This is a genomic window from Quadrisphaera sp. RL12-1S (assembly GCF_014270065.1).
Taxonomy (GTDB): Bacteria; Actinomycetota; Actinomycetes; order Actinomycetales; family Quadrisphaeraceae; genus Quadrisphaera.
In genome coordinates this window covers 59777-79911 of the sequence record NZ_JACNME010000003.1, presented here as the reverse complement: position 1 = coordinate 79911, position 20135 = coordinate 59777, and the positions used below count along the sequence as shown (strand labels likewise).

The following is a 20135-nucleotide window of genomic DNA, read 5'->3' as shown; positions in this document are numbered from 1 at the left end:
CGCCGCTCCCGGTGGTGGTTCGGAGGGACCCCCGCAGGAGACTGGCTGGCGGCCCGGGGGACCGCCGGGGTCACCCGTCTGCGGGAACCGGACCGGCGAGCAGCCTGTCGACGGCGGCCAGCGGCACGGCCACCCACGAGGGGCGGTTGCGCACCTCGTAGACCACCTCGTAGAGGGCCTTGTCCAGCTCGAGGGCGTCCAGCAGCGCGGCCGCGCCGCGCGGGTCGGCGCCGGTCACCGAGGCGTAGCCCTCGCAGAACGCCGCCCGTGCGGCATCGGCCCACCGCCCGGCCGCTGCGCGCGCGGTGTCCGCCTCGGGGCCCTCGGCCAGTCCCACGGTGGTCTGGCGCGCGGCGTAGTCGAAGGACCGCAGCATGCCCGCGACGTCGCGCAGGGCGAGGTCGGGCAGGGTGCGCTCGGCCAGGGGCCGCAGCGGCTCGCCCTCGAAGTCGAGCAGCACCCACCCGCGCCCGGGCACGTCCAGCACCTGGCCCAGGTGGTAGTCGCCGTGGACGCGCTGCAGCACGCCGAGCGCCGCGGCGTCCAGCGAGCCCGCCGCGCCCACCCGCTCGCGCAGCGCGGGCGCCCGCTCGGCCAGCACGTCCGCCTCCGCGAGCGCCCACTCCAGGCGCTGGCGCCAGCCCTCGGCCAGGCGGTGGGCGTCGTCGTCGGCGGCGGGCCGGCTGGGAAGCTGCTCGGCCAGGGCGGCGTGCACCTGCGCGGTGGCGGCGCCCAGGGCGCGGGCGCGCCCGGAGAAGTCGGTGCCGCCCACGACGGCGGCGGTGGCCTCGCGCCAGGCGTCCTGCGCGCCCACGAGGAACTCCGAGGCCACGGCGAGGTCGCCGGAGACCAGCGGGGCGGAGGCGTCGGGGGAGACCGGCCAGGTGCCCTCCACCCAGCCGGCCAGCGCCGGGACCGCGGAGACGCCGGCCGGAGCCAGCGAGGCCTGCACCTCCACGTCGGGGTTGCGGCCGGGGTGCAGGGTGCGGAAGACCTTGACGATGACGGGGGCGGAGCCGTCCTCGGGCTCGACGATGATCGAGGTGTTGGACTGCTCCCCGCGCAGCACGCGGGCAGGGCTGCCCGGCTCCGGGGGGACCGCACCGGCGGGGTGGTGGCCCACCGCGGTGCCGGCGTGGGCTGCCTGCTCCCCGGAGGCGTCCAGCGCCACCCCGCGGATCTGGCCGGACAGCAGCGCCAGGAGCGCCTCGACGTAGGCCGGGTCGTGCGGGCCGTCGTAGACGTACCAGCCGATGCCCTCGGGGTCGGTGAGCACGCCGAGCAGGGCGGCGGCGGCGTCGGCCCCCGGGCGGGGGGCGCGCCGGTGGACCAGCGGCACCTGCACCAGGTCGACGTGCCCGGAGCTGCCGGGCGGGCCGCCCGCGGCGGTCGTGACGCGGACCACGTGCACGAGCACGCGCACGTCCTCGGGGTCGGCCCAGGGCAGGAGGATGCGGCCCACCACCTCGGCGCGCGCCTCCCGCCCCTTGGCGGGGTACCACCGCTGGTGGGGCACCCACGGACCGAGCAGGTCGTGCAGGTGCGTCCCCGTGGTCGGTGCGGCGGGGGTGCTCACGCAGCGCCGCCCTCGGCGACGCGGGTCACCGACACGACGTGGAACGGCGAGGTGTCGGGGCCCAGCTTGACGTAGGTGTTCTCCCACCACGTCCACGAGTCGCCGCTGACCAGGTCGCGGGCGGTGAACGGGTCCCAGGACGCCAGCCCGAGGGCGGCCATGTCGAGGTGGACGGTCGTCTCGCGGGTGGAGTGCGGGTCGAGGTTGACGACGACGAGGACCACGTCCTCCGCGCCGGTGGGCGACTGCTCCGCCGGCACGCGGCGCGAGTAGACGAGCACGTCGTCGTCGTCGGCGGTGTGGAAGGACAGGCCGCGCAGCCGCTGCAGGGCGGGGTGGTGGTGCCGGGCGTAGTTCAGCTTGGCCAGCAGGGGCGCCAGCGAGCGGCCGGACGCCGCGGCGCCGTCCCAGTCGCGCTGCTTGTACTCGTACTTCTCGTTGTCGTTGTGCTCCTCGGCGCCGGGGCGCGCCACGTTCTCCACCAGCTCGTAGCCGGAGTAGATGCCGTACGTGGGCACGGCGGTGGCGGCGATGACGGCGCGCAGCGCGTGGGCGGCCGGGCCGCCGTACTGCATGTACGGCGTGAGGATGTCGTGCGTGGTGGGCCAGAAGCTGGGCCGCAGGTAGTCGGCGGTGCCGCCGTGGGCGGCGTCGCCGTCACCGGGCTCGTCGCCGCCGGTGGTGAGCTCGAGCAGGTAGTCGGTGAGCTGGGCGCGGGTGTTGCGCCACGCGTAGTAGGTGTAGCTCTGGGCGAAGCCCACCTTGGCCAGAGCGCGCATCATGGCCGGCTTGGTGAAGGCCTCGGACAGGAACAGCACGTCAGGGTCCACCTCGCGGACCTTCGCGATGAGCCACTCCCAGAACACCACGGACTTGGTGTGGGGGTTGTCGACCCGGAAGAGCTTCACGCCGTGCTCGACCCACAGCAGCACGACCCGCAGGACCTCGGCGTAGATGCCCTCGGGGTCGTCGTCGAAGTTGACCGGGTAGATGTCCTGGTACTTCTTGGGCGGGTTCTCGGCGTAGGCGATGGAGCCGTCGGAGCGGCGCGTGAACCACTCCGGGTGCTCGCGCACCCACGGGTGGTCGGGGGAGGCCTGCAGCGCGATGTCGAGCGCCACCTCCAGGCCGCGGTCGTTCGCGTACCGCACGAAGTGGTCGAAGTCGTCGAAGGTGCCCAGGTCGGGGTGGATCGCGTCGTGACCGCCGGCCTCGGAGCCGATGCCGTACGGCGAGCCCGGGTCTCCCGGCTCGGCGACCAGGGTGTTGTTGCGGCCCTTGCGGTTGGTGGTGCCGATCGGGTGGATCGGCGTGAGGTAGATGACGTCGAAGCCCATCGACTTGGCCCTGTCGACGGCGGTGGTCGCGGTGCGCAGCGTGCCGCTGCGCCATGCGCCGTCCTCGTCGCGCCAGGCGCCCTCGGAGCGGGGGAAGACCTCGTACCAGGCACCCACCAGGGCGCGCTCGCGCTCCACGCGCAGCTGCATCACGGGGCCGGGGGAGACCATGTCGCGCAGGGGGTGCTCGGCGAGCACCGCCTTGACCTCCTCGGCGGTGCCGGCGGCCAGGCGGACCTCCGCCGGGCGGCCGGTGTCGCGCAGCGCCCAGGCCGCGCCGTGCAGCGTGTGCACCACGTGCTCGGGCAGCCCGTCGCGGGCGGCGGCCCGCTCCAGGAGGATCGCGCCCTCGACGAGCATGAGCTCGACGTCCACCCCGGCGCGCACCTTGATGGTGGCGTCGTGGTCCCAGGTGCCGTACGGGTCGCTCCAGCCCTCCACCCAGAACGTCCAGTCGCCGGGGGCGTCGGGGACCACCCACGCCTCCCAGCGGTCCGTGCCCGGGGCGAGCGGGGTCATGGTGGCCCGGGTGCGGACCGAGCCGTCGGGCCGGGCGAGCACCGCGGAGGCGCTCACGGCGTCGTGGCCCTCGCGGAAGACCGTGGCGCGCACCGGCACCGCCTCGCCCGCCACCGCCTTGGCGGCCCACCGGCCGCCGTCGACCGACGGGCTGGTGTCGATGACGGGGATGCGCCCGAGCCCGCTGGGGGAGGGGCCGATGAGCGGCTCCCGGGGCGGCTGCGGGCGCGCCGCGGTGTCGGCCGGGGCGTCGACGGAGGACTCAGCGGTCACGACGGCGAACCTATCGAGGCGCCCAGCCCACCGACACCCGAGATCCCGGGCGCCCGCGGGTCCGCCCGGGCCGATGCGCTCCCCCCCTCGGGGGGCACCGACCGGGACCCCGCCTGATCACCCCTCGCAGACCCCGCCCGCGCTGGCATAGGTTCGGCGGCTGTGAGAGCGATCCGACGGTTCACCGTCCGCACCGCCCTGCCGGAGGCGCTGGCGCCCCTGGGGGAGCTGGCCACCAACCTGCGCTGGTCCTGGCACCCCCCGACGCAGGACCTCTTCGCGAGCCTGGACCCGCAGACGTGGGAGTCCCTGCGCCACGACCCCGTCGCGCTGCTCGGAGCGCTGTCGCCCGAGCGCCTGGCCGAGCTCGCCGCCGACCGCTCCGTGGTGGCTGCCGTGGAGGCCGCCGCGCAGGACCTGCGGGCCTACCTCACGGGCGAGCGCTGGTACCAGCAGGAGGTCGCCCCCCAGGGCGGACCTGCCGCCATCGCCTACTTCTCCCCGGAGTTCGGCATCACCTCGGTGCTGCCCCAGTACTCCGGCGGGCTCGGCATCCTCGCCGGTGACCACCTCAAGGCCGCCTCCGACCTCGGCGTCCCGATCGTCGGCGTGGGGCTGCTCTACAAGGCCGGCTACTTCAAGCAGGCCTTCACGCGGGACGGCTGGCAGACCGAGACCTACCCCGTCTCCGACCCCGACGGGCTGCCCCTGACGCAGCTGCGCGAGGAGGACGGCACGCCCGCCGTCATCTCCCTGCCCCTCCCGCACGGCCGCACCCTGCTGGCGCACGTGTGGAAGGCCGACGTCGGCCGCGTCCCGCTGCTCCTGCTCGACTCGGACGTCACCGGCAACGACGAGGCCGCCGCGAACGTCACCGACCGCCTCTACGGCGGCGGCGGCGACCACCGCCTGCAGCAGGAGCTGCTGCTCGGTGCCGGGGGCGTGCGCGCCCTGCGCCTCTGGTCGAGGCTGTCCGGCGCCCCGGAGCCGGCGATCTACCACACCAACGAGGGGCACGCCGGGTTCCTCGGCGTGGAGCGCATCCGCGAGCTCACGGCCCAGGGCCTCACCTTCGACGAGGCGGTCGAGGCCGTCCGCGCCGCCACCGTGTTCACCACCCACACCCCCGTGCCCGCGGGCATCGACAGGTTCGGGCGCGACGCGGTGTCCGAGCACCTGGGGGGCTCCGGCTTCCTCGGCGACGTCCCGCTCGACCGCGTGCTCGCCCTCGGCGCCGAGGACTACGCCGGCGGGGACCCATCGGTGTTCAACATGGCCGTCATGGGCTTCCGCCTGGCCCAGCGGGCCAACGGCGTGTCCGCCCTGCACGGCGAGGTCTCCCGCGGCATGTTCTCCGGCCTCTGGCCGGGCTTCGACGCCGACGAGACCCCGATCACGTCCATCACCAACGGCGTGCACGCGCCGACCTGGGTGGACCGCAAGGTCGTGGAGCTGCTGGCCGCCTCCGGCGGCGGGGAGGACGCCTCGAACCAGTCCGGCGGCGCCGCCTCCCTGGACGGCGCGGCCCTGTGGTCGCTGCGCGGCGAGCTGCGCGCGCAGCTCGTGGCCGACGCCCGCCGCCGCGTGCGCTCCTCCTGGCTGCGCCGCGGTGCGTCCCCGGCCGAGCTCAGCTGGGTCGGCGACGTGCTCGACCCCGAGGTGCTGACCATCGGCTTCGCGCGGCGCGTGCCCACGTACAAGCGCCTCACGCTCATGCTGCGCGACCCGGAGCGCCTCACGGCGCTGCTCACGCACCCGACCCGCCCGGTCCAGCTGGTCATCGCCGGCAAGAGCCACCCCGCCGACGACTCCGGCAAGCGGCTCCTGCAGCGCATGGTCCAGTTCGCCGACGACGCCGGCGTGCGGCACCGCATCGTCGTCCTGCCCAACTACGACATCCGCATGGCGCAGACCATGTACCCGGGCGTGGACGTCTGGCTCAACAACCCGCTGCGCCCCCTCGAGGCCTGCGGGACCTCCGGCATGAAGGCCGCCCTCAACGGCGGTCTCAACCTGTCGATCCTCGACGGCTGGTGGGACGAGTGGTTCGACGGCGAGAACGGCTGGGCGATCCCCACCGCCGACGGCGTCGAGGACCCCGACCGCCGCGACGACCTGGAGGCCGCGGCGCTCTACGACCTCATCGAGAACCAGGTGGCGCCGCGCTTCTACGACCGCGACGCCGACGGCCTGCCCGGCCGCTGGCTGGAGATGGTCCGCCACACCCTCGGCACCCTGGCGCCGAAGGTGCAGGCCACCCGGATGGTGCAGGACTACGTGAACACCCTCTACGTGCCCGCGGCCACCTCCGGCGCAGCGCTCGCCGCCGGTGACTTCGCCGGGGCGCGCGACCTCGCGGCCTGGAAGGGCCGCGTCCGCGCGACCTGGGGCGGCGTGCGCGTCGACCACGTCGAGTCCGGGGGCGTCAGCGACTCCCCGGAGGTCGGTGACGAGGTGCGGGTGGCCGCGTACGTCTCGCTCGGCCAGCTCTCGCCGTCCGACGTCGAGGTCCAGGTGGTGCACGGGCGCGTCGACGTCGACGACGAGCTGGTGGAGACCTCCACCGCGGCGCTGGCGCTCGAGGAGAGCTACGAGGAGGGCCGGCACCTGTTCTCCGGCACCGTGGTGCTGCGGCGCTCGGGTGCCTTCGGCTACACCGTGCGCGTGCTCCCGCGCCACGGCGCGCAGGCGAGCCCGGCCGAGACCGCGCTCGTCACCAGCGCCTGACCCGGCGCTCGCACCACCCGTGATCGACGTCCGCGGCCTGCGGCGCTCCTACCCGGGCGCCGCGGGCCGCGGTGTGGTCCAGGCGGTGGCCGGCCTCGACCTGCACGTGCCCGAGGGCAGCTTCACCAGCGTCATCGGCCCCAGCGGCTGCGGGAAGTCGACGCTGCTGCGCGCCGTCGCCGGCCTGGAGGACCCCGACGACGGCGAGGTGCTGGTCTGCGGACGCCCACCCGGTGTCGCCGCGGCGGACAAGGAGATCGGGCTGGTGCCGCAGACCCCCGCGCTGCTGCCGTGGCTGACCGTGCGCGGCAACGTCGAGCTGCCACGGCGCGTCAACCGCGCCGCGGACCGGCGCCGGCGCCGCGACGGGGAGACCGCCGAGCGCGGCGACGCCGTGGAGGTGCTGCGCGAGGTGGGCCTCGGCGCGGTCCTGGAGGCGTACCCGCACGAGCTGTCCGGCGGCATGCAGCAGCGCGTGGCCCTGGCCCGCGCGGTGGCGATGCGGCCGCGGGTGCTGCTGCTGGACGAGCCCTTCAGCGCCGTCGACGAGATCACCCGCGAGGCGCTGCGGCGCCAGCTGCTCGCGCTGTGGGAGCACGTGCGCACCACCGTGCTCTTCGTGACGCACTCCGTGCGCGAGGCCGTGGTCCTGTCGGACACGGTGGTGGTCATGGCGGGCCCGCCCGGCCGCGTGGTGGACGTGGTGGACGTGGGTCTGCCGCGCCCGCGGGCCGGGGCCGACCTCGGCGGTCCCGCGATGCACGCGGTGGAGGACCGGCTGCGCCGCGAGCTCGCCGCGGCCTGGTCGGCCGGTCGCTCGCCGGAGGCGTCGTGAGCCGCTGGTGGCGGCCCGCCACCTGGGCACCCGCGGTGGTGGCGCTGGTGCTGCTCGCGCTGGTGTGGCAGCTCGTGGCCGCCCACCTCGTGGCGCAGGGGCAGACCTACCTGCTGCCGCTGCCCGGCGACGTGGTGGCCGAGCTGGTGGGCTCCGGCGGCACCTACCTGGCGGACGCCTGGACCACGCTGTCGACGGCGCTGCTGGGGGTGCTGCTCGGCGGGGTGCTGGCGGCTGTGCTGGCGGTGGTGCTCAGCGAGGTGCCGCTGCTCGCGCGCGCCGTGCTGCCGCTGGCCGTGGTGCTCAACACCACCCCGGTCGTGGCGTTCGCCCCCGCGCTGGTGGTGGCCTTCGGCTTCGGGCGGACCCCCAAGGTGCTGGTCACCGCCGTCGTCGTCTTCTTCCCGGTGCTGGTCACGCTGCTGCAGGGGCTGCGGGCCGCGCCGCCGGACGCGCTCATGGTGCTGCGCTCGCTGCGCGCCTCCCGCACCGAGGTGCTGCTGAGGCTGCGGCTGCCCTCGGCGCTGCCGGCCTTGTTCACGGCGCTGCGCGTGGTGCTGCCGCTGTCCGTGGTCGGGGCGGTGGTCGCGGAGTTCGTCGCGGCCGGCTCGTCCGCCGGGCTCGGGACGCTCATCACCACCTCCGCGGCCAGCTACCGGCTGGCTCCGGTCTACGCCGCGATCATCGTGCTGGCGGTCATGGGCGTGGCGCTGCTCGGCGCCGTCGTGGTGGTGGAGCGGCGCGTGCTGGCGCGCTACGCCCCGGGCCGCCGCTGACCCGCCGGCGGCTCGGCGCCGGACGGACCGGGAGCCGTTGATGGACGCGGACGCACGGGAACTCGGGCACGTCCGCTGGCTGGGCGGGGGCAGCGGCGCCGGCAAGAGCAGCGTGGCCAGGGCGCTGGCGGTCGAGCGCCCCGAGCTCGTCGTCGTCGACACCGACGAGCTCATGGCGGACCACGCCCGCCGCGCCGATCCCGCCGCCGCACCCGAGCTCGCGCGCTTCGCCGCGGCGACGACGGACGTGCGGTGGCTCGGCAGCACGCCGCAGCAGATGCTCGAGACCTTCCACTGGTACCGCGGGGAGGCCTTCGACCTGCTCCTCGACGACGTCGCGGCGCTGCCGCCGGAGCGCCCGGTGCTGGTAGAGGGCTTCCGGCTGCTGCCGCACCTCGTGGCGCCGCTCCTGGCGGACCCGTCCCACGCGCTGTGGCTGCTGCCGACCCCCGCGTTCCGCCGCCGCGCCTTCGCGGCGAGGGGGTCGCTGGGCGACGTCGCGGGGCGCACCAGCGACCCGCCGCGAGCGCTCGCGAACCTGCTGGAGCGCGACGCGCTCTTCACCGACCGGCTGCGCGCGCAGTGCGCCGACCTGGGGCTGGTGGCGTGGGAGGTGGACGGGTCGGCGCCGCTGGGGGCGCTGGTCGACCGCGTGGGCGCGGCGCTCTGGACCGGTGGTGCGCCGAGGTCTACCGTCCGATCATGAAGCTCGCGTCGGCACTGGTCAGGGCCCTCGCCGCGCTGCCCCGGCGGGCTGGCGCCTACGCGTCCGGCATCGTCGTCGGGTTCTCCGACGAGCGCCTCCGCGGCAACTTCCCGAACTACGCCGGCGGCCCGGGGAACCGCACCGCTGAGCGCGCGGACCTGCAGTCCGGTGACGCGGAGCGGCGCGCTCTCGCGACGCAGTGGATGACCGGCGGCCCCACGAGCTGATCGCCCGCGGAGACCCCGCTGCGACCGGTCGGAAGCCGCGCAGCGGTGCGAGGCCCGACAATCAGGCGCGTGACCACGCTCCGACGCCGCTCCGCCCTCGGCGCCCTGGCGGCCGCCTGCACCGCCGTGCTCCTGCTGTCCGCCTGCTCGGGCTCCTCACCAGCCCCGGGCCAGGGGGCGACGGCGAGCGGCAGCGGCGTCATCGACGCCGACCGCTGCGCGAAGAACCGCGACGCCGGCACGGTCACCTACCTCACGGGGTACCAGTACCAGGCGTCCACGACCATCCTCGAGGCCGTCGCGGCGGAGTCGATGGGGTTCTTCAAGGACGTCTGCCTCGACGTGCAGCTGCAGCCCGGCTCCGGCGACACCGCGCAGGGCGCGCAGCTCACCGCCGCGGGCCGGGCCCAGCTGTCCGGTGTCGGCAGCGCGGCCGAGGCGATGCTCGCGGTGGCCGGGGGAGCCGACGTCGTCGGGGTCGCGACGTTCGGCCACGTGCCGATCGCCACGCTCATGACCGAGCCGAGCGTGACCGACCTCAAGCAGCTCGACGGCACCACGCTGGGCCACAAGGGGAGCCTCCCGGCGCCGCTGAGGGCCATGCTCGTCACGGCCGGGGTGGACCTGGGGTCGATCACCCAGGTCAAGGTCGGCTACGACCCGACCGTGCTCGTGCGCGGCCAGGTGCAGTCCCTCACCGGCTACAAGTCCAACGAGCCGCTCACGCTGGCGGCGATGGGTGACCAGGTCACGCAGTGGAACCCCGAGGACTACGGGGTGACCGGCTCCTTCGGGCAGCTCATCGCCAACCCCGCCTTCGCGAAGGCCCACCCCACCGCCGTGCAGGACTTCGTCCGGGCGCTGCTGCACGCCCACGAGGTCTGCCAGACCCAGCTGCAGCAGTGCGTGCAGGCGGCGGCGGAGAAGTCCGGCAGCGGGTTCGACGTGACCCACAACGAGCAGGTCTTCACCACCGAGTCGAAGCTCGTGGCCAGCTCCACCCCGGCCGGCCAGCCGATCGGCTTCGTCGACCCGGCCGCGCTGACCGCGGAGGGCCAGGTGCTGGTCGGGTCCGGGGAGCTGAAGAGCGTCCCGGACCCGACCAGCGTCTTCGACGACTCCTACCTGCGGGCCGTGGTCGGCTCCGACGGCGCGGTCGTCTGGCCCTCGGCCGGCTCGACGACGACGGCGGCAGCGTCGGCGTCCGCGTCGTCGTCCTGAGGTGAGGTGACCGGCCGGTACAACCGGGTCGAGAGCGCGCTGACGGGCACCGTCGTGCCCACCGCGTCCAGCGCTCCCAGGGCGCCCGCGGGGTAGCGCTCCACGGCGCTGTCCCACAGCAGCCGGTAGCCCGCCACGCCCGGCTGCGGCGGCAGCACGAGGTCGCCGTCGTCGAGGTCCCCGGCGAGGACGAGCAGCAGGTCCTCCCCGCTGGTCTGCGCGGCGCCCAGGTGCACCTGCACGGTGCGGTTCTGGGGGTCCTGCCAGTCCTCGGGGTCCATCGGGCCGCCCTCGGCGTCCCACCAGGTCAGCTGCGGAGCGCCGGGCACCGCGGCCGCGCGGGCCGGGCGGGGCGGCTGCTCGGCGTGCAGCACGGGGTGCTGCGCGCGCAGCGCCAGCAGCTGCCGGGTGGTCTCCAGCAGGTGCTGCTGCCAGGGCGCCAGGTGCCAGTCGACCCACGAGGTCTCGTCGTCGAGGCAGTACGGGTTGTTGTTGCCGCCCTGGGACCTGCCCAGCTCGTCACCGGCGGTGAGCATCGGCACGCCGGCGGACAGCACCAGCGTGGCCAGCAGGTTGCGCATGGAGCGGCGCCGCAGGGCGGTCACCATGAGCTCGTCGGGGTCGACGGCGAACCCCGCCTGCTCGTCGGCCGGGTCGGCGAGCGGACCGGCGGCGGTGCCGCCCTCCCCGGGCCAGCCCTCCATGCCGTGGTTCCAGGACCGGTTGGAGTCCGTGCCGTCCCGGTTGTCCTCGCCGTTGGCGAGGTTGTGCTTGTGGTCGAACGCGCACGCGTCGGCCAGCGTGAAGCCGTCGTGCGCGGTCACGAAGCTCACCGACGCCATCGGCCCGCGGTCGCCCGGGCCGCCGCCGAACAGGTCCGCGGAGCCGGTCAGGCGCAGGGCCAGCTCGCCCAGGCCCGAGCCGGTGGGCTCCCCGCGCGAGGCGCGCCCCGGCACGGCCAGCCAGAACTCCCGGGCGCCGTCGCGGAACCTGTCGTTCCACTCCGCGAACGGCTGTGGGAAGTCACCCGTGCGCCACCCGTCCGGCCCGAGGTCCCACGGCTCGGAGACCAGCTTGACGTCGGACAGCACGGGGTCGGCGCCCATCGCGAGCAGCAGCGGCGCGTCGGGCCGGTAGGCGCCGTCCAGGCCGCGGCCGAGCGTGGGCGCCAGGTCGAACCGGAAGCCGTCCACGCCGAACGCCGTCACCCAGTGCCGCAGCGAGTCCATCGCCAGGCGCACGCACTGCGGCCGCCCGAAGTCGAGGCTGTTGCCGCAGCCGGTGGAGTCGACGTCGCGGCCGGAACCGTCCAGGCGGTAGTAGCCGGCGGAGTCGATGCCGCGCAGCGAGAGGCTCGGCCCGTCGTGGGCGTGGCCCTCGCAGGAGTGGTTGTAGACGACGTCGAGGAGCACCTCCAGGCCCGCCGCGTGCAACGCGGCGACGGCGTCGCGCACCTCGGCGAGCACCGCCGCCGGCCCCGCGGCGCGCGCGGCCGCGGTGGCGTAGCGAGGCTCGGGCGCGAACCAGCTCAGCGTGGAGTATCCCCAGTAGTTGGCCTGGCCGCGCCGGGCCAGCGAGATCTCCGTGCCGATCGCCTGCACCGGCAGCAGCTCGACCGCCGTGACGCCCAGCCGGGTCAGGTGCTCGACGACGGCGGGGTGCGCCAGGCCCGCCCAGGTGCCGCGCAGCTCCGGCGGGACGTCGGGGTGCAGCATCGTGAGGCCGCGCAGGTGCGCCTCGTAGACCACCGTGCGCGACCACGGGGTGCGCGGGCGTGCGGCCTGGTCGGCCACGGGTGCTTCGAGGACGACGCCGACGGGCGCGCTGCCGGCGCTGTCCAGGCCGCTGCGCCGCTGCGCGGCCGGCGAGGCGTCCAGCGGCAGCCACTGCGGCCCGCTGACCTCGTGCGCGAACAGCTCCGGGCCCCACCGCAGCTCGCCGTCGACGGCGAGGGCGTGCGGGTCCAGCAGCAGCTTCGCCGGGTCGTGCCGCAGCCCCGCGGCGGGGTCCCACGGGCCGTCGACGCGCAGCCCGTAGCGCTGGCCGGCGCGCACGCCCGGGAGGTCACCGGTCCACAGGCCGCCGGGACGGCGGGTCAGCGGCACGCGCCGCTCGCTCCAGCCGCCGGCGCCGTCGTCGTCGAGGAGGCAGACCGCCACCGCGTCGGCGCGGGACGCGACGACGGCGGCGCTGGCGCCTCCCGGGTGCAGGCGCACGCCCAGGGGCGGTGCGCTGCTCGACACCGGGCTCGACACCGGGCTCGACGCTGGGCTCGACACCGGGCTCGACACCGGGCCAGAGGGGGTGCTCGCCGCTGCTCTCGACGTGGCGCTCGCGCTGGTCATGGGGGATGACTCTGCCGCATGGACGTACCCTCGGTGCGTGACGGCGTACCTGGACCACGCTGCCGACACGCCCGTGCTGCCCGCCGCGGCCGAGGCCATGCTCACCGAGCTCACCCGCTCGGGGAACGCCTCCGCCCTGCACAGCTCGGGGCGCGCCGCGCGGCGGGTGGTGGAGGAGTCCCGCGAGGAGCTCGCGGCCGCGCTGGGAGCACGTCCCGGCGAGGTCGTGCTCACCGGCGGCGGCACCGAGTCCGACAACCTCGCCGTGAAGGGCCTCTTCTGGGCCCGCCACGGGGAGGACCCGCGCCGCACGCGCGTGCTGGTCTCGGCCGTGGAGCACCACGGCGTCCTCGACCCGGCGCACTGGCTGGGGGAGCACCCCGCGGGCCTGGGCGCCCGGGTGGAGGAGCTGCCCGTGGACGGCGAGGGCCGGCTGCGCCTGGACGCGCTGCGCGAGTCCCTCGAGCGCGACCCGGCGTCGGTGGCCCTGGTCAGCGTCATGTGGGCCAACAACGAGGTCGGCACCCTGCAGCCGCTCGCCGAGGTGGTCGAGCTGGCGGCCCGCCACGGGGTCCCCGTGCACTCCGACGCGGTGCAGGCCGTCGGCCAGGTCCCCGTCGACTTCGCCGCCTCGGGCCTGGCGGCGCTGTCCTTCACCGGGCACAAGCTGGGCGGCACCACCGGCGTGGGCGGCCTCGTGCTGCGCCGCGGCACCCCCCTCGTGCCGGTGCTGCACGGCGGCGGCCAGGAGGGCGGGGTCCGCTCCGGCAGCGTCGACGCCGCCGCCGCACGCGGGCTGGCCGTGGCCACCACCGCCGCCGTCGACACCCTCGCCGAGCGCACTCCGGCGCTGCGCGGGCTGCGGGACCAGCTGGAGGCGGCGGTGCTGGCCGCCGTCCCCGACGCCGTGGTCCGCGGCGCCTCCCGCCCGGAGGACCGCCTGCCCGGGATCCTGCACGTCACCGTGCCGGGGGCCGAGGGCGACGCCCTGCTCTACCTGCTCGACGCCCGCGGCGTGGAGTGCTCCACCGGGTCGGCGTGCACGGCCGGCGTGCCCCAGCCCAGCCACGTGCTGCGGGCCATGGGCCTGTCCGACGCCGACGCCGCCGGGGCCCTGCGCTTCAGCCTGGGCCGCACCTCCACCGCCGCCGACGTGGCGCTGGTCGGTGAGGTGCTCGGCCCCGTCGTCGAGCGTGCCCGCACCGCGGGCCTCGCGCTCGCGGGCTCCTGAGGGCGCCGCGATGAGGGTGCTCGCCGCGCTGTCCGGCGGCGTCGACTCCGCCGTGGCCGCCGCCCGCGCGGTGGACGCGGGGCACGACGTCGTCGCGGTCCACCTGGCGCTGGCCAGCGCCAGCCCGAGCGCGACCCCGGGACGGGCCCGGGGCTGCTGCACCGTCGAGGACTCCCGCGACGCGCGGCGCGCCGCGGACGTCATCGGCGTCCCGTTCTACGTGTGGGACCTGTCCGAGCGCTTCGGCCGGGACGTCGTCGACGACTTCGTGGCCGAGTACGCCGCCGGGCGCACCCCCAACCCGTGCGTGCGCTGCAACCAGAAGGTGAAGTTCGCGGCCCTCGCCGACCGCGCGCTGGCGCTGGGCTTCGACGCCGTGGCCACCGGCCACTACGCGCGCCTGGAGGACGGACCGGGGACGGCCACCGGCGGCCGGGAGCTGCACCGCAGCCACGACCTCGCCAAGGACCAGTCCTACGTGCTGGCGGTGCTGCCGCCGCAGCGCCTGGCCACGGCCCTGTTCCCGCTGGGCACCGCGACGGGCAAGGACGAGGTGCGCGCCGAGGCCGCCGCGCGCGGCCTGGCGCTGGCCGACAAGCCCGACAGCACCGACATCTGCTTCGTGCCCGACGGCGACACCCGCGCCTGGCTCGGCGCCCGCCTGCCGGAGAGCGCCCGGCAGCCCGGCGACGTCGTCGACACCGCCGGCCGCCCCGTCGGCACCCATGACGGGGCCGCCGGCTACACGGTCGGCCAGCGCCGCGGCCTGCGCCTGGGTGTGCCCGCTGCGGACGGCAGGCCGCGGTACGTGCTCTCGGTGTCCGTGGCCGAGCGCCGCGTGGTGGTCGGCTCCGCCGAGGACCTCGACGTGGAGCTCCTGTCCGGTGACGGCGCCGTGTGGTGCGGCCCGCCGCCGGAGCCGGGCCAGCGGCTGGGGGCGCAGGTGCGCGCCCACGGCGCGGAGCTGGCCTGCACCGTGGAGCAGGTCGACGACGACGGCACCGTGCGCGTGCGGCTGGACCAGCCCGCGCGCGGTGTCGCCCCCGGGCAGCTGCTGGCCCTCTACGACGGCACCCGCGTGGTGGGCTCGGCCACCCTCGCCGCCGCCGTGCGCGACGGGGTTCCGGCTCGCGCCTGACGCCCCTGCCGCGCGAGGTCCGCCGAGCGGGTGTCCCGGTGCTCGCTGGGTGGCCTGGTGCCCGGGTGGAGGCCCTGCCCCCGGGCACCGGCGCACCCACCGGGCAGCGCACCACCCAGCCCCCCACTGGCGGGCGGTCGGACGCCGCCCGCCACGCTGGGGGCATGAGCGAGCGCCCCAGAGCCACCGCCACCGGGGCCTGGCCCGGGGAGCACCCGCTGGAGGCCGCCCGCGCCGTCCTCGGAGAGCTGGGCGGGGACCACCTGCCCTTCGCCCCCGAGCTGCCCGCCCGCGGCCCCGGGGCCGACCCGACCGGGCGCACGGCGGCGCTGCTGGTGGACATGCCGGTGGACCTGCAGCCCGTCGGCTGGCGCCTGGTGGACCACCCCGGCCGTGACGCCCAGCGCGCCGCGTCGCTGCGCACGGCCGACCTCGACGCCCTCGCCGAGGCCGCCGACGGCTACGCCGGCCCGTTGAAGCTGCAGGTGGTGGGCCCGTGGAGCCTGGCGGCCTCGGTGTGGCTCCCGCGCGGCGAGCGCGCCGTGGTGGACGACGGTGCCGCCCGCTACCTGCTCGGCTCGCTCGTGGAGGGCGTGCTCCAGCACGCGGCCGACGTGCAGCGGCTCGTCCCCGGCGCGCAGCTGGTGGTCCAGGTGGACGAGCCGTCGCTGCCCGCCGTCCTGGAGGGGCGCGTCCCCACGGCCAGCGGCTGGGGCAGGCTGCGCGCCGTCGACGCCCAGCGGGCCCGTGACGGCCTGCGCGACCTCACCGGTGCGCTGCGCGCCGCGGGCGTGCGGACCGCGCTGCGCTGCACGGCCCCCTCGTCGTCGTCCTCCGCGGGGCCCTCGGGAGCCGCCGGGGTGTGGCCGCTGCTGCGCACCGCCGGGGCGGACGCCCTCGTCCTGGCCGCCCCGGCCTCGCGGCCGCTGGGCACCGCCGTGTGGGAGCAGCTGGCGGAGGCGCTCGAGGCGGGCCACGAGCTGCACCTCGGCGTGCTCGACGTGCCGGCGCTCGCGGGCGGTGCCGCCCTGCCGGAGGTGTCCGCGCTGATCAGCGCGGTGCGCACGCCCTGGGACCACCTCGGCCTGCCCGCGGCCCAGCTGGGCCAGGTGGTGGTGACGACGTCGACGGGGCTCGCGGCCCTGTCGCCCGCGGCCGCCGCCGCGGCGCTGGGACGGCTGCGGGCCACCGCCGACGCGCTGGGCGAGGTGCTCGCCGAGGCCTGACCCACCCGGCAGGGTGGAGGCGTGCCGCCGTCCCGCTCCACCTCCGGCGACCGGCTGACGGGCGACCTCGCCCGCGCCGCCGCCTCCTGGCTGTCCTTCGTGCTCGCCCTCGGCCTGTCCGGCGTCGCCCTCGCCGCGGCGCGCAGCGCCGGGGCCTCCGGGGACGCGCTGCGCGCCGTGCCAGCCGCTGTCGTCCTCGCGGTGACCGTGCCGCTGGTGCTCGCGGCCCACGGCCGCTCGCGCTGGCAGTCCGTGCTCGGGATGCGCCGGCCCGTGCTGGTGCTGGCGGGAGCGGCGCTCGGGCTGGGCGCGGCGGGCCTGGTGCTGCTCGCCGACCACCTCGCCGGCGGAGCCCGCGGGTTCGCGGTCACGGGCGTGGACGTCCCGGTGCTGCTGCTGTGGCTGGTGGTGACCCTGGCGCTGGCCGCGGCGCTGGAGGCGGTGCCGGAGGAGCTGGCACTGCGCGGCGGCGTCTTCGGCGGGATGCGCGGCCACCTGCCCGGGTGGCTCGCGGGCCTGGTCACCACGGCGGCGTTCGTGCTGGCCCCGGCGGCGGCGATCTGGGCGACCGCGCAGCTGGGGGAGTGGCTGGGGGTGGCCGTGCCGGCGGCGACCTTCGCGCCCGGCGGCCAGGACCCGGTCTCGTACGCGGTGCTGCTGGCGGCGTTCGGCGTCGTCCTGCTGCTCGTGCGGGCCGTGGTGGGGTCGGTGTGGGCGTGCGTCGGCTACCACCTGGCCTTCCTCGTGGTGAACCGGCTCCTGCTGGGCGACCCGGCCACCACGGGGCTGTCGCTGCGCACCGGCGAGGGCGCCGAGCTGCTCGTCATGGCCTACCTGGTGCTCACGGCGGCGGTGCTGGGCGTGGTGCTGCTGCGCCGCCGGGGTGGTCGTCGGTAGCGCTGTCGGAGGGGCTCGGCAGACTGGCGGCGTGACAGAGCAGGAGACGGCGCAGGACCTCCCGAGCGCGCCGCCGGACGCGCGCCGCGCGTGGGACGAGCTGGCCGAGCAGGTGCGCGCCGCCCGCTTCGCCTACTACGTGCGCGACGCCCCGACCCTGGCCGACGGCGAGTTCGACGCGCTGCTGCGCGAGCTGGAGGCGCTCGAGGAGCGCCACCCCGACCTGCGCGTGCCGGACTCGCCCACGCAGGTGGTCGGCGGGACGTTCAGCACCGAGTTCACCGCGGTCGACCACCTCGAGCGCATGCTCAGCCTCGACAACGTCTTCACCGGCGAGGAGCTCGCCACCTGGGCCGGGCGCGTGCAGCGGGACCTGTCCGACGGACGCGAGGACGCTCCCGCCGTGCGCTGGCTGTGCGAGCTGAAGATCGACGGGCTGGCCGTCAACCTGCGCTACGAGCGCGGACGCCTGGTGCTGGCGGCCACCCGCGGTGACGGGCGCACCGGCGAGGACGTCACGAACAACGTCCGCACCATCGACGCCGTGCCGCAGCAGCTCGCGGGCGACCCCTCGAGCTTCCCCGAGCAGTTCGAGGTGCGCGGGGAGGTGTTCTTCCCCGTGGCCGACTTCGAGGCCCTCAACGCCTCCCTCGTCGACGCCGGCAAGGCGCCGTTCGCCAACCCGCGCAACGCCGCGGCCGGCTCGCTGCGGCAGAAGGACCCGCGCGTCACCGCGTCCCGGCCGCTGTCGATGATCGTCCACGGTCTCGGCGTGCGCGGCGGCCTGGAGCCGGCCAGCCAGTCGCAGACCTACGAGCTGCTGCGCTCGTGGGGCCTGCCCACCTCGCCCGCCTTCCGGGTGGTGGAGTCGCTGGAGGAGGTCCAGGCCTACATCGACCACTACGGCGAGCACCGCCACGACGCCGCGGCGATCGCGCACGAGATCGACGGCGTGGTGGTCAAGGTCGACGAGGTCTCCCAGCAGCGCCGCCTGGGCGCGACGTCGCGCGCACCGCGGTGGGCGATCGCGTGGAAGTACCCGCCGGAGGAGGTCACCACCCGGCTCCTCGACATCCGCGTCAACGTGGGCCGCACCGGGCGGGTGACCCCGTTCGCCCACATGGAGCCCGTCAAGGTCTCCGGCTCCACGGTGCAGCTGGCCACGCTGCACAACGCCTCCGAGGTGGCGCGCAAGGGCGTGCTCATCGGCGACACCGTGGTGGTGCGCAAGGCCGGCGACGTCATCCCCGAGGTGGTCGGCCCCGTCGTCGACCTGCGCGACGGCTCCGAGCGCGCCTTCGAGATGCCCACCCACTGCCCCGAGTGCGGCACCGAGCTGCGCTTCGAGAAGGAGGGCGACGCCGACCTGCGCTGCCCCAACGCCCGCACCTGCCCCGCGCAGCTGCGCGAGCGCGTCTTCCACGTGGCGGGGCGCGGCGCCTTCGACGTGGAGGCCCTGGGGTACGAGGCGGCCACGGCGTTGACCGAGAAGGACGACGACGGCCGCCAGGTGCTCCCCGACGAGTCGGGCCTGTTCGCGCTGACCGCCGAGGACCTGCTGGCCCTGCCGCTGTTCACCCGCGCCCCGAAGAAGGGCGAGGGGGACGTGCGCGTCCTCAACGCCAACGGGACCCGCCTCCTCGCCAACCTCGAGGCGGCCAAGGACCGGCCGCTGTGGCGCGTGCTCGTGGGCCTGTCCATCCGCCACGTCGGTCCCACGGCGGCCCGGGCGCTGGCCCAGCGGTTCGGCTCGATGGACGCCCTCCGCGCCGCCTCCCAGGAGGAGCTGGCCGCTGCCGACGGCGTCGGGCCGACCATCGCCGAGGCGGTCGTGGAGTGGTTCTCCGTGGACTGGCACGCCGCCGTGGTCGACGCGTGGGCCGCAGCCGGGGTGTCGATGGCCGACGAGGCCGTGGCCGGCGTGGAGCGGACGCTCGAGGGCCTGACGGTCGTGGTGACGGGCTCCCTGGAGCGCTTCAGCCGCGACGAGGCCAAGGAGGCGATCCTGTCCCGCGGGGGCAAGGCGTCGTCGTCGGTGTCGAAGAAGACCTCGTTCGTGGTGGTCGGGGACAGCCCCGGCAGCAAGGCGGCCAAGGCCGAGGAGCTGGGCGTCACGGTGCTCGACGAGGCGGGCTTCGAGCGGCTGCTCGCCGACGGTCCGCCGACGCAGCCTGCCGAGGAGCCCGCCGAGGAGCCTGCCGAGGAGCCTGCCGAGGAGCCTGCCGAGGGGACCGGTGGCTGACAGGTCCGCCCTCCGGGCGGACTGCGGACGGTGCGTGGCGCTGTGCTGCGTGCTGCCGGCCTTCAGCAGGTCCGCGGACTTCGCCGTCGACAAGCCCGCGGGGACGCCGTGCCAGAACCTGCGCGACGACGCCCGCTGCGGCATCCACACCCGGCTGGTCGCCAGCGGGTTCCCCGGGTGCGTGGCCTTCGACTGCTTCGGGGCCGGCCAGCGCGCCGTGCAGGTGGTCTTCGGGCAGCGCCCGGGCGGGCCGCCGCCGCCCTCCGCGCTGCTGGCGCAGGCCCCCGACCTGCCCGAGGTGCTCAACGCCCTGCGGGGCCTCCACGAGGTGCTGTGGCACCTCACCGAGGCCGCCGGGCTGCTGCGTCCGGGGCCGCTCCGGGACGAGGTGGAGGCGCTGCGCGGGAGCGTCGCAGCACTGGCGGGTTCGGGCAGGGAGGAGCTGGCGCACGTCGACGTCGGGCAGCAGCGGCGCGCCGCCGGGCCGCTGCTGGAGCACGCGAGCCGTGCGCTGCGCGCCGACGTGCCCGGCAGGACCGCGCGGCACCGGGGAGCGGACCTGTCCGGCCGTCGCTGGCGCGGCGCCCGGCTGCGCGGCGCGGACCTGCGCGGGGCGCTGCTGCTGGGCGCCGACCTGCGCGAGGCGGACCTGCGGCGGGCTGACCTGCTCGGGGCCGACCTGCGCGGCGCCGACCTGCGGGGCGCGGACCTCACCGGGGCCCTCTTCGTCACCACCGCTCAGCTCGACGCGGCCCGGGGCGACGCGTCCACGCGCCTGCCCGACGGGCCGCTGCCCGTGTGGCGCGGCCTCCCCGGCGGCGGCCCCCACCGCGACACCGCAGGTCAGAGGGTGTAGGAC

Annotated in this window: 15 protein-coding genes; 12 read left to right on the top strand and 3 right to left on the bottom strand. The window is 76.3% G+C overall.

What is annotated here, in order from left to right; all coding sequences use genetic code 11:
* Positions 1-70: 70 nt before the first annotated feature.
* Together H7K62_RS06615 and H7K62_RS06610 are read right to left on the bottom strand one after the other, a co-directional pair.
* Positions 71-1576: a maltokinase N-terminal cap-like domain-containing protein gene (locus tag H7K62_RS06615; protein ID WP_186717164.1), complete on the bottom strand. Its 1506-nt coding sequence runs from the start codon at positions 1574-1576 to the stop codon at positions 71-73.
* A complete protein-coding gene (locus H7K62_RS06610) occupies positions 1573-3705 on the bottom strand; it encodes an alpha-1,4-glucan--maltose-1-phosphate maltosyltransferase (protein ID WP_370591647.1) in 2133 nt (710 codons plus the stop codon). Before H7K62_RS06610 ends, H7K62_RS06615 begins: the two co-directional genes overlap by 4 nt.
* 162 nt (positions 3706-3867) lie before the next feature.
* Here H7K62_RS06610 and glgP point away from each other — a divergent pair, with 162 nt between their 5' ends.
* The 6 genes from glgP to H7K62_RS06580 all read left to right on the top strand — a co-directional run bounded on the left by glgP (position 3868) and on the right by H7K62_RS06580 (position 10197).
* The gene (gene glgP / locus H7K62_RS06605) at positions 3868-6432 is read left to right on the top strand and encodes an alpha-glucan family phosphorylase (RefSeq protein ID WP_186717163.1); all 2565 of its coding nucleotides are present in this window, start codon (positions 3868-3870) and stop codon (positions 6430-6432) included.
* 19 nt (positions 6433-6451) lie between these two features.
* Complete coding sequence (locus H7K62_RS06600; RefSeq protein WP_186717162.1) at positions 6452-7267, top strand: ABC transporter ATP-binding protein; 816 nt, start codon at positions 6452-6454, stop codon at positions 7265-7267.
* A complete protein-coding gene (locus tag H7K62_RS06595; RefSeq protein WP_370591646.1) occupies positions 7264-8043 on the top strand; it encodes an ABC transporter permease in 780 nt (259 codons plus the stop codon). Before H7K62_RS06600 ends, H7K62_RS06595 begins: the two co-directional genes overlap by 4 nt.
* A 40-nt stretch (positions 8044-8083) precedes the next feature.
* Positions 8084-8749: a hypothetical protein gene (locus H7K62_RS06590; RefSeq protein ID WP_186717161.1), complete on the top strand. Its 666-nt coding sequence runs from the start codon at positions 8084-8086 to the stop codon at positions 8747-8749.
* Entirely contained in the window at positions 8746-8976 is a 231-nt protein-coding gene (locus tag H7K62_RS06585) for a hypothetical protein (RefSeq protein WP_186717160.1), read from the top strand. The genes H7K62_RS06590 and H7K62_RS06585 overlap by 4 nt, the downstream gene beginning before the upstream one ends.
* A gap of 69 nt (positions 8977-9045) precedes the next feature.
* Entirely contained in the window at positions 9046-10197 is a 1152-nt protein-coding gene (locus tag H7K62_RS06580) for an ABC transporter substrate-binding protein (protein WP_370591645.1), read from the top strand.
* Here the strand turns inward: H7K62_RS06580 and glgX are convergent.
* Complete coding sequence (gene glgX / locus H7K62_RS06575; RefSeq protein WP_222437200.1) at positions 10098-12452, bottom strand: glycogen debranching protein GlgX; 2355 nt, start codon at positions 12450-12452, stop codon at positions 10098-10100. The genes H7K62_RS06580 and glgX overlap by 100 nt on opposite strands.
* A 127-nt stretch (positions 12453-12579) precedes the next feature.
* Between glgX and H7K62_RS06570 the strand changes: the two genes are divergently transcribed.
* The 6 genes from H7K62_RS06570 (at position 12580) to H7K62_RS23610 (ending at position 20132) form a co-directional block, all read left to right on the top strand.
* Positions 12580-13773: a cysteine desulfurase family protein gene (locus tag H7K62_RS06570; protein ID WP_370591644.1), complete on the top strand. Its 1194-nt coding sequence runs from the start codon at positions 12580-12582 to the stop codon at positions 13771-13773.
* Between the two features lie 10 nt (positions 13774-13783).
* The gene (gene mnmA, locus H7K62_RS06565; protein WP_186717158.1) at positions 13784-14911 is read left to right on the top strand and encodes a tRNA 2-thiouridine(34) synthase MnmA; all 1128 of its coding nucleotides are present in this window, start codon (positions 13784-13786) and stop codon (positions 14909-14911) included.
* 164 nt (positions 14912-15075) lie between these two features.
* Positions 15076-16137, top strand: a complete 1062-nt coding sequence (locus H7K62_RS06560; RefSeq protein ID WP_186717157.1) for a uroporphyrinogen decarboxylase/cobalamine-independent methonine synthase family protein — start codon at positions 15076-15078, stop codon at positions 16135-16137.
* Positions 16138-16158: 21 nt separating this feature from the next.
* The gene (locus H7K62_RS06555; RefSeq protein WP_186717156.1) at positions 16159-17034 is read left to right on the top strand and encodes a CPBP family glutamic-type intramembrane protease; all 876 of its coding nucleotides are present in this window, start codon (positions 16159-16161) and stop codon (positions 17032-17034) included.
* A 31-nt stretch (positions 17035-17065) separates the two neighbouring features.
* Complete coding sequence (gene ligA / locus H7K62_RS06550; protein ID WP_186717155.1) at positions 17066-19276, top strand: NAD-dependent DNA ligase LigA; 2211 nt, start codon at positions 17066-17068, stop codon at positions 19274-19276.
* Positions 19269-20132 carry a pentapeptide repeat-containing protein gene (locus H7K62_RS23610; protein ID WP_186717154.1) on the top strand — a complete coding sequence of 288 codons (864 nt, stop codon included), beginning with the start codon at positions 19269-19271 and terminating at the stop codon, positions 20130-20132. The genes ligA and H7K62_RS23610 overlap by 8 nt, the downstream gene beginning before the upstream one ends.
* The last annotated feature ends 3 nt before the right edge of the window (positions 20133-20135 follow it).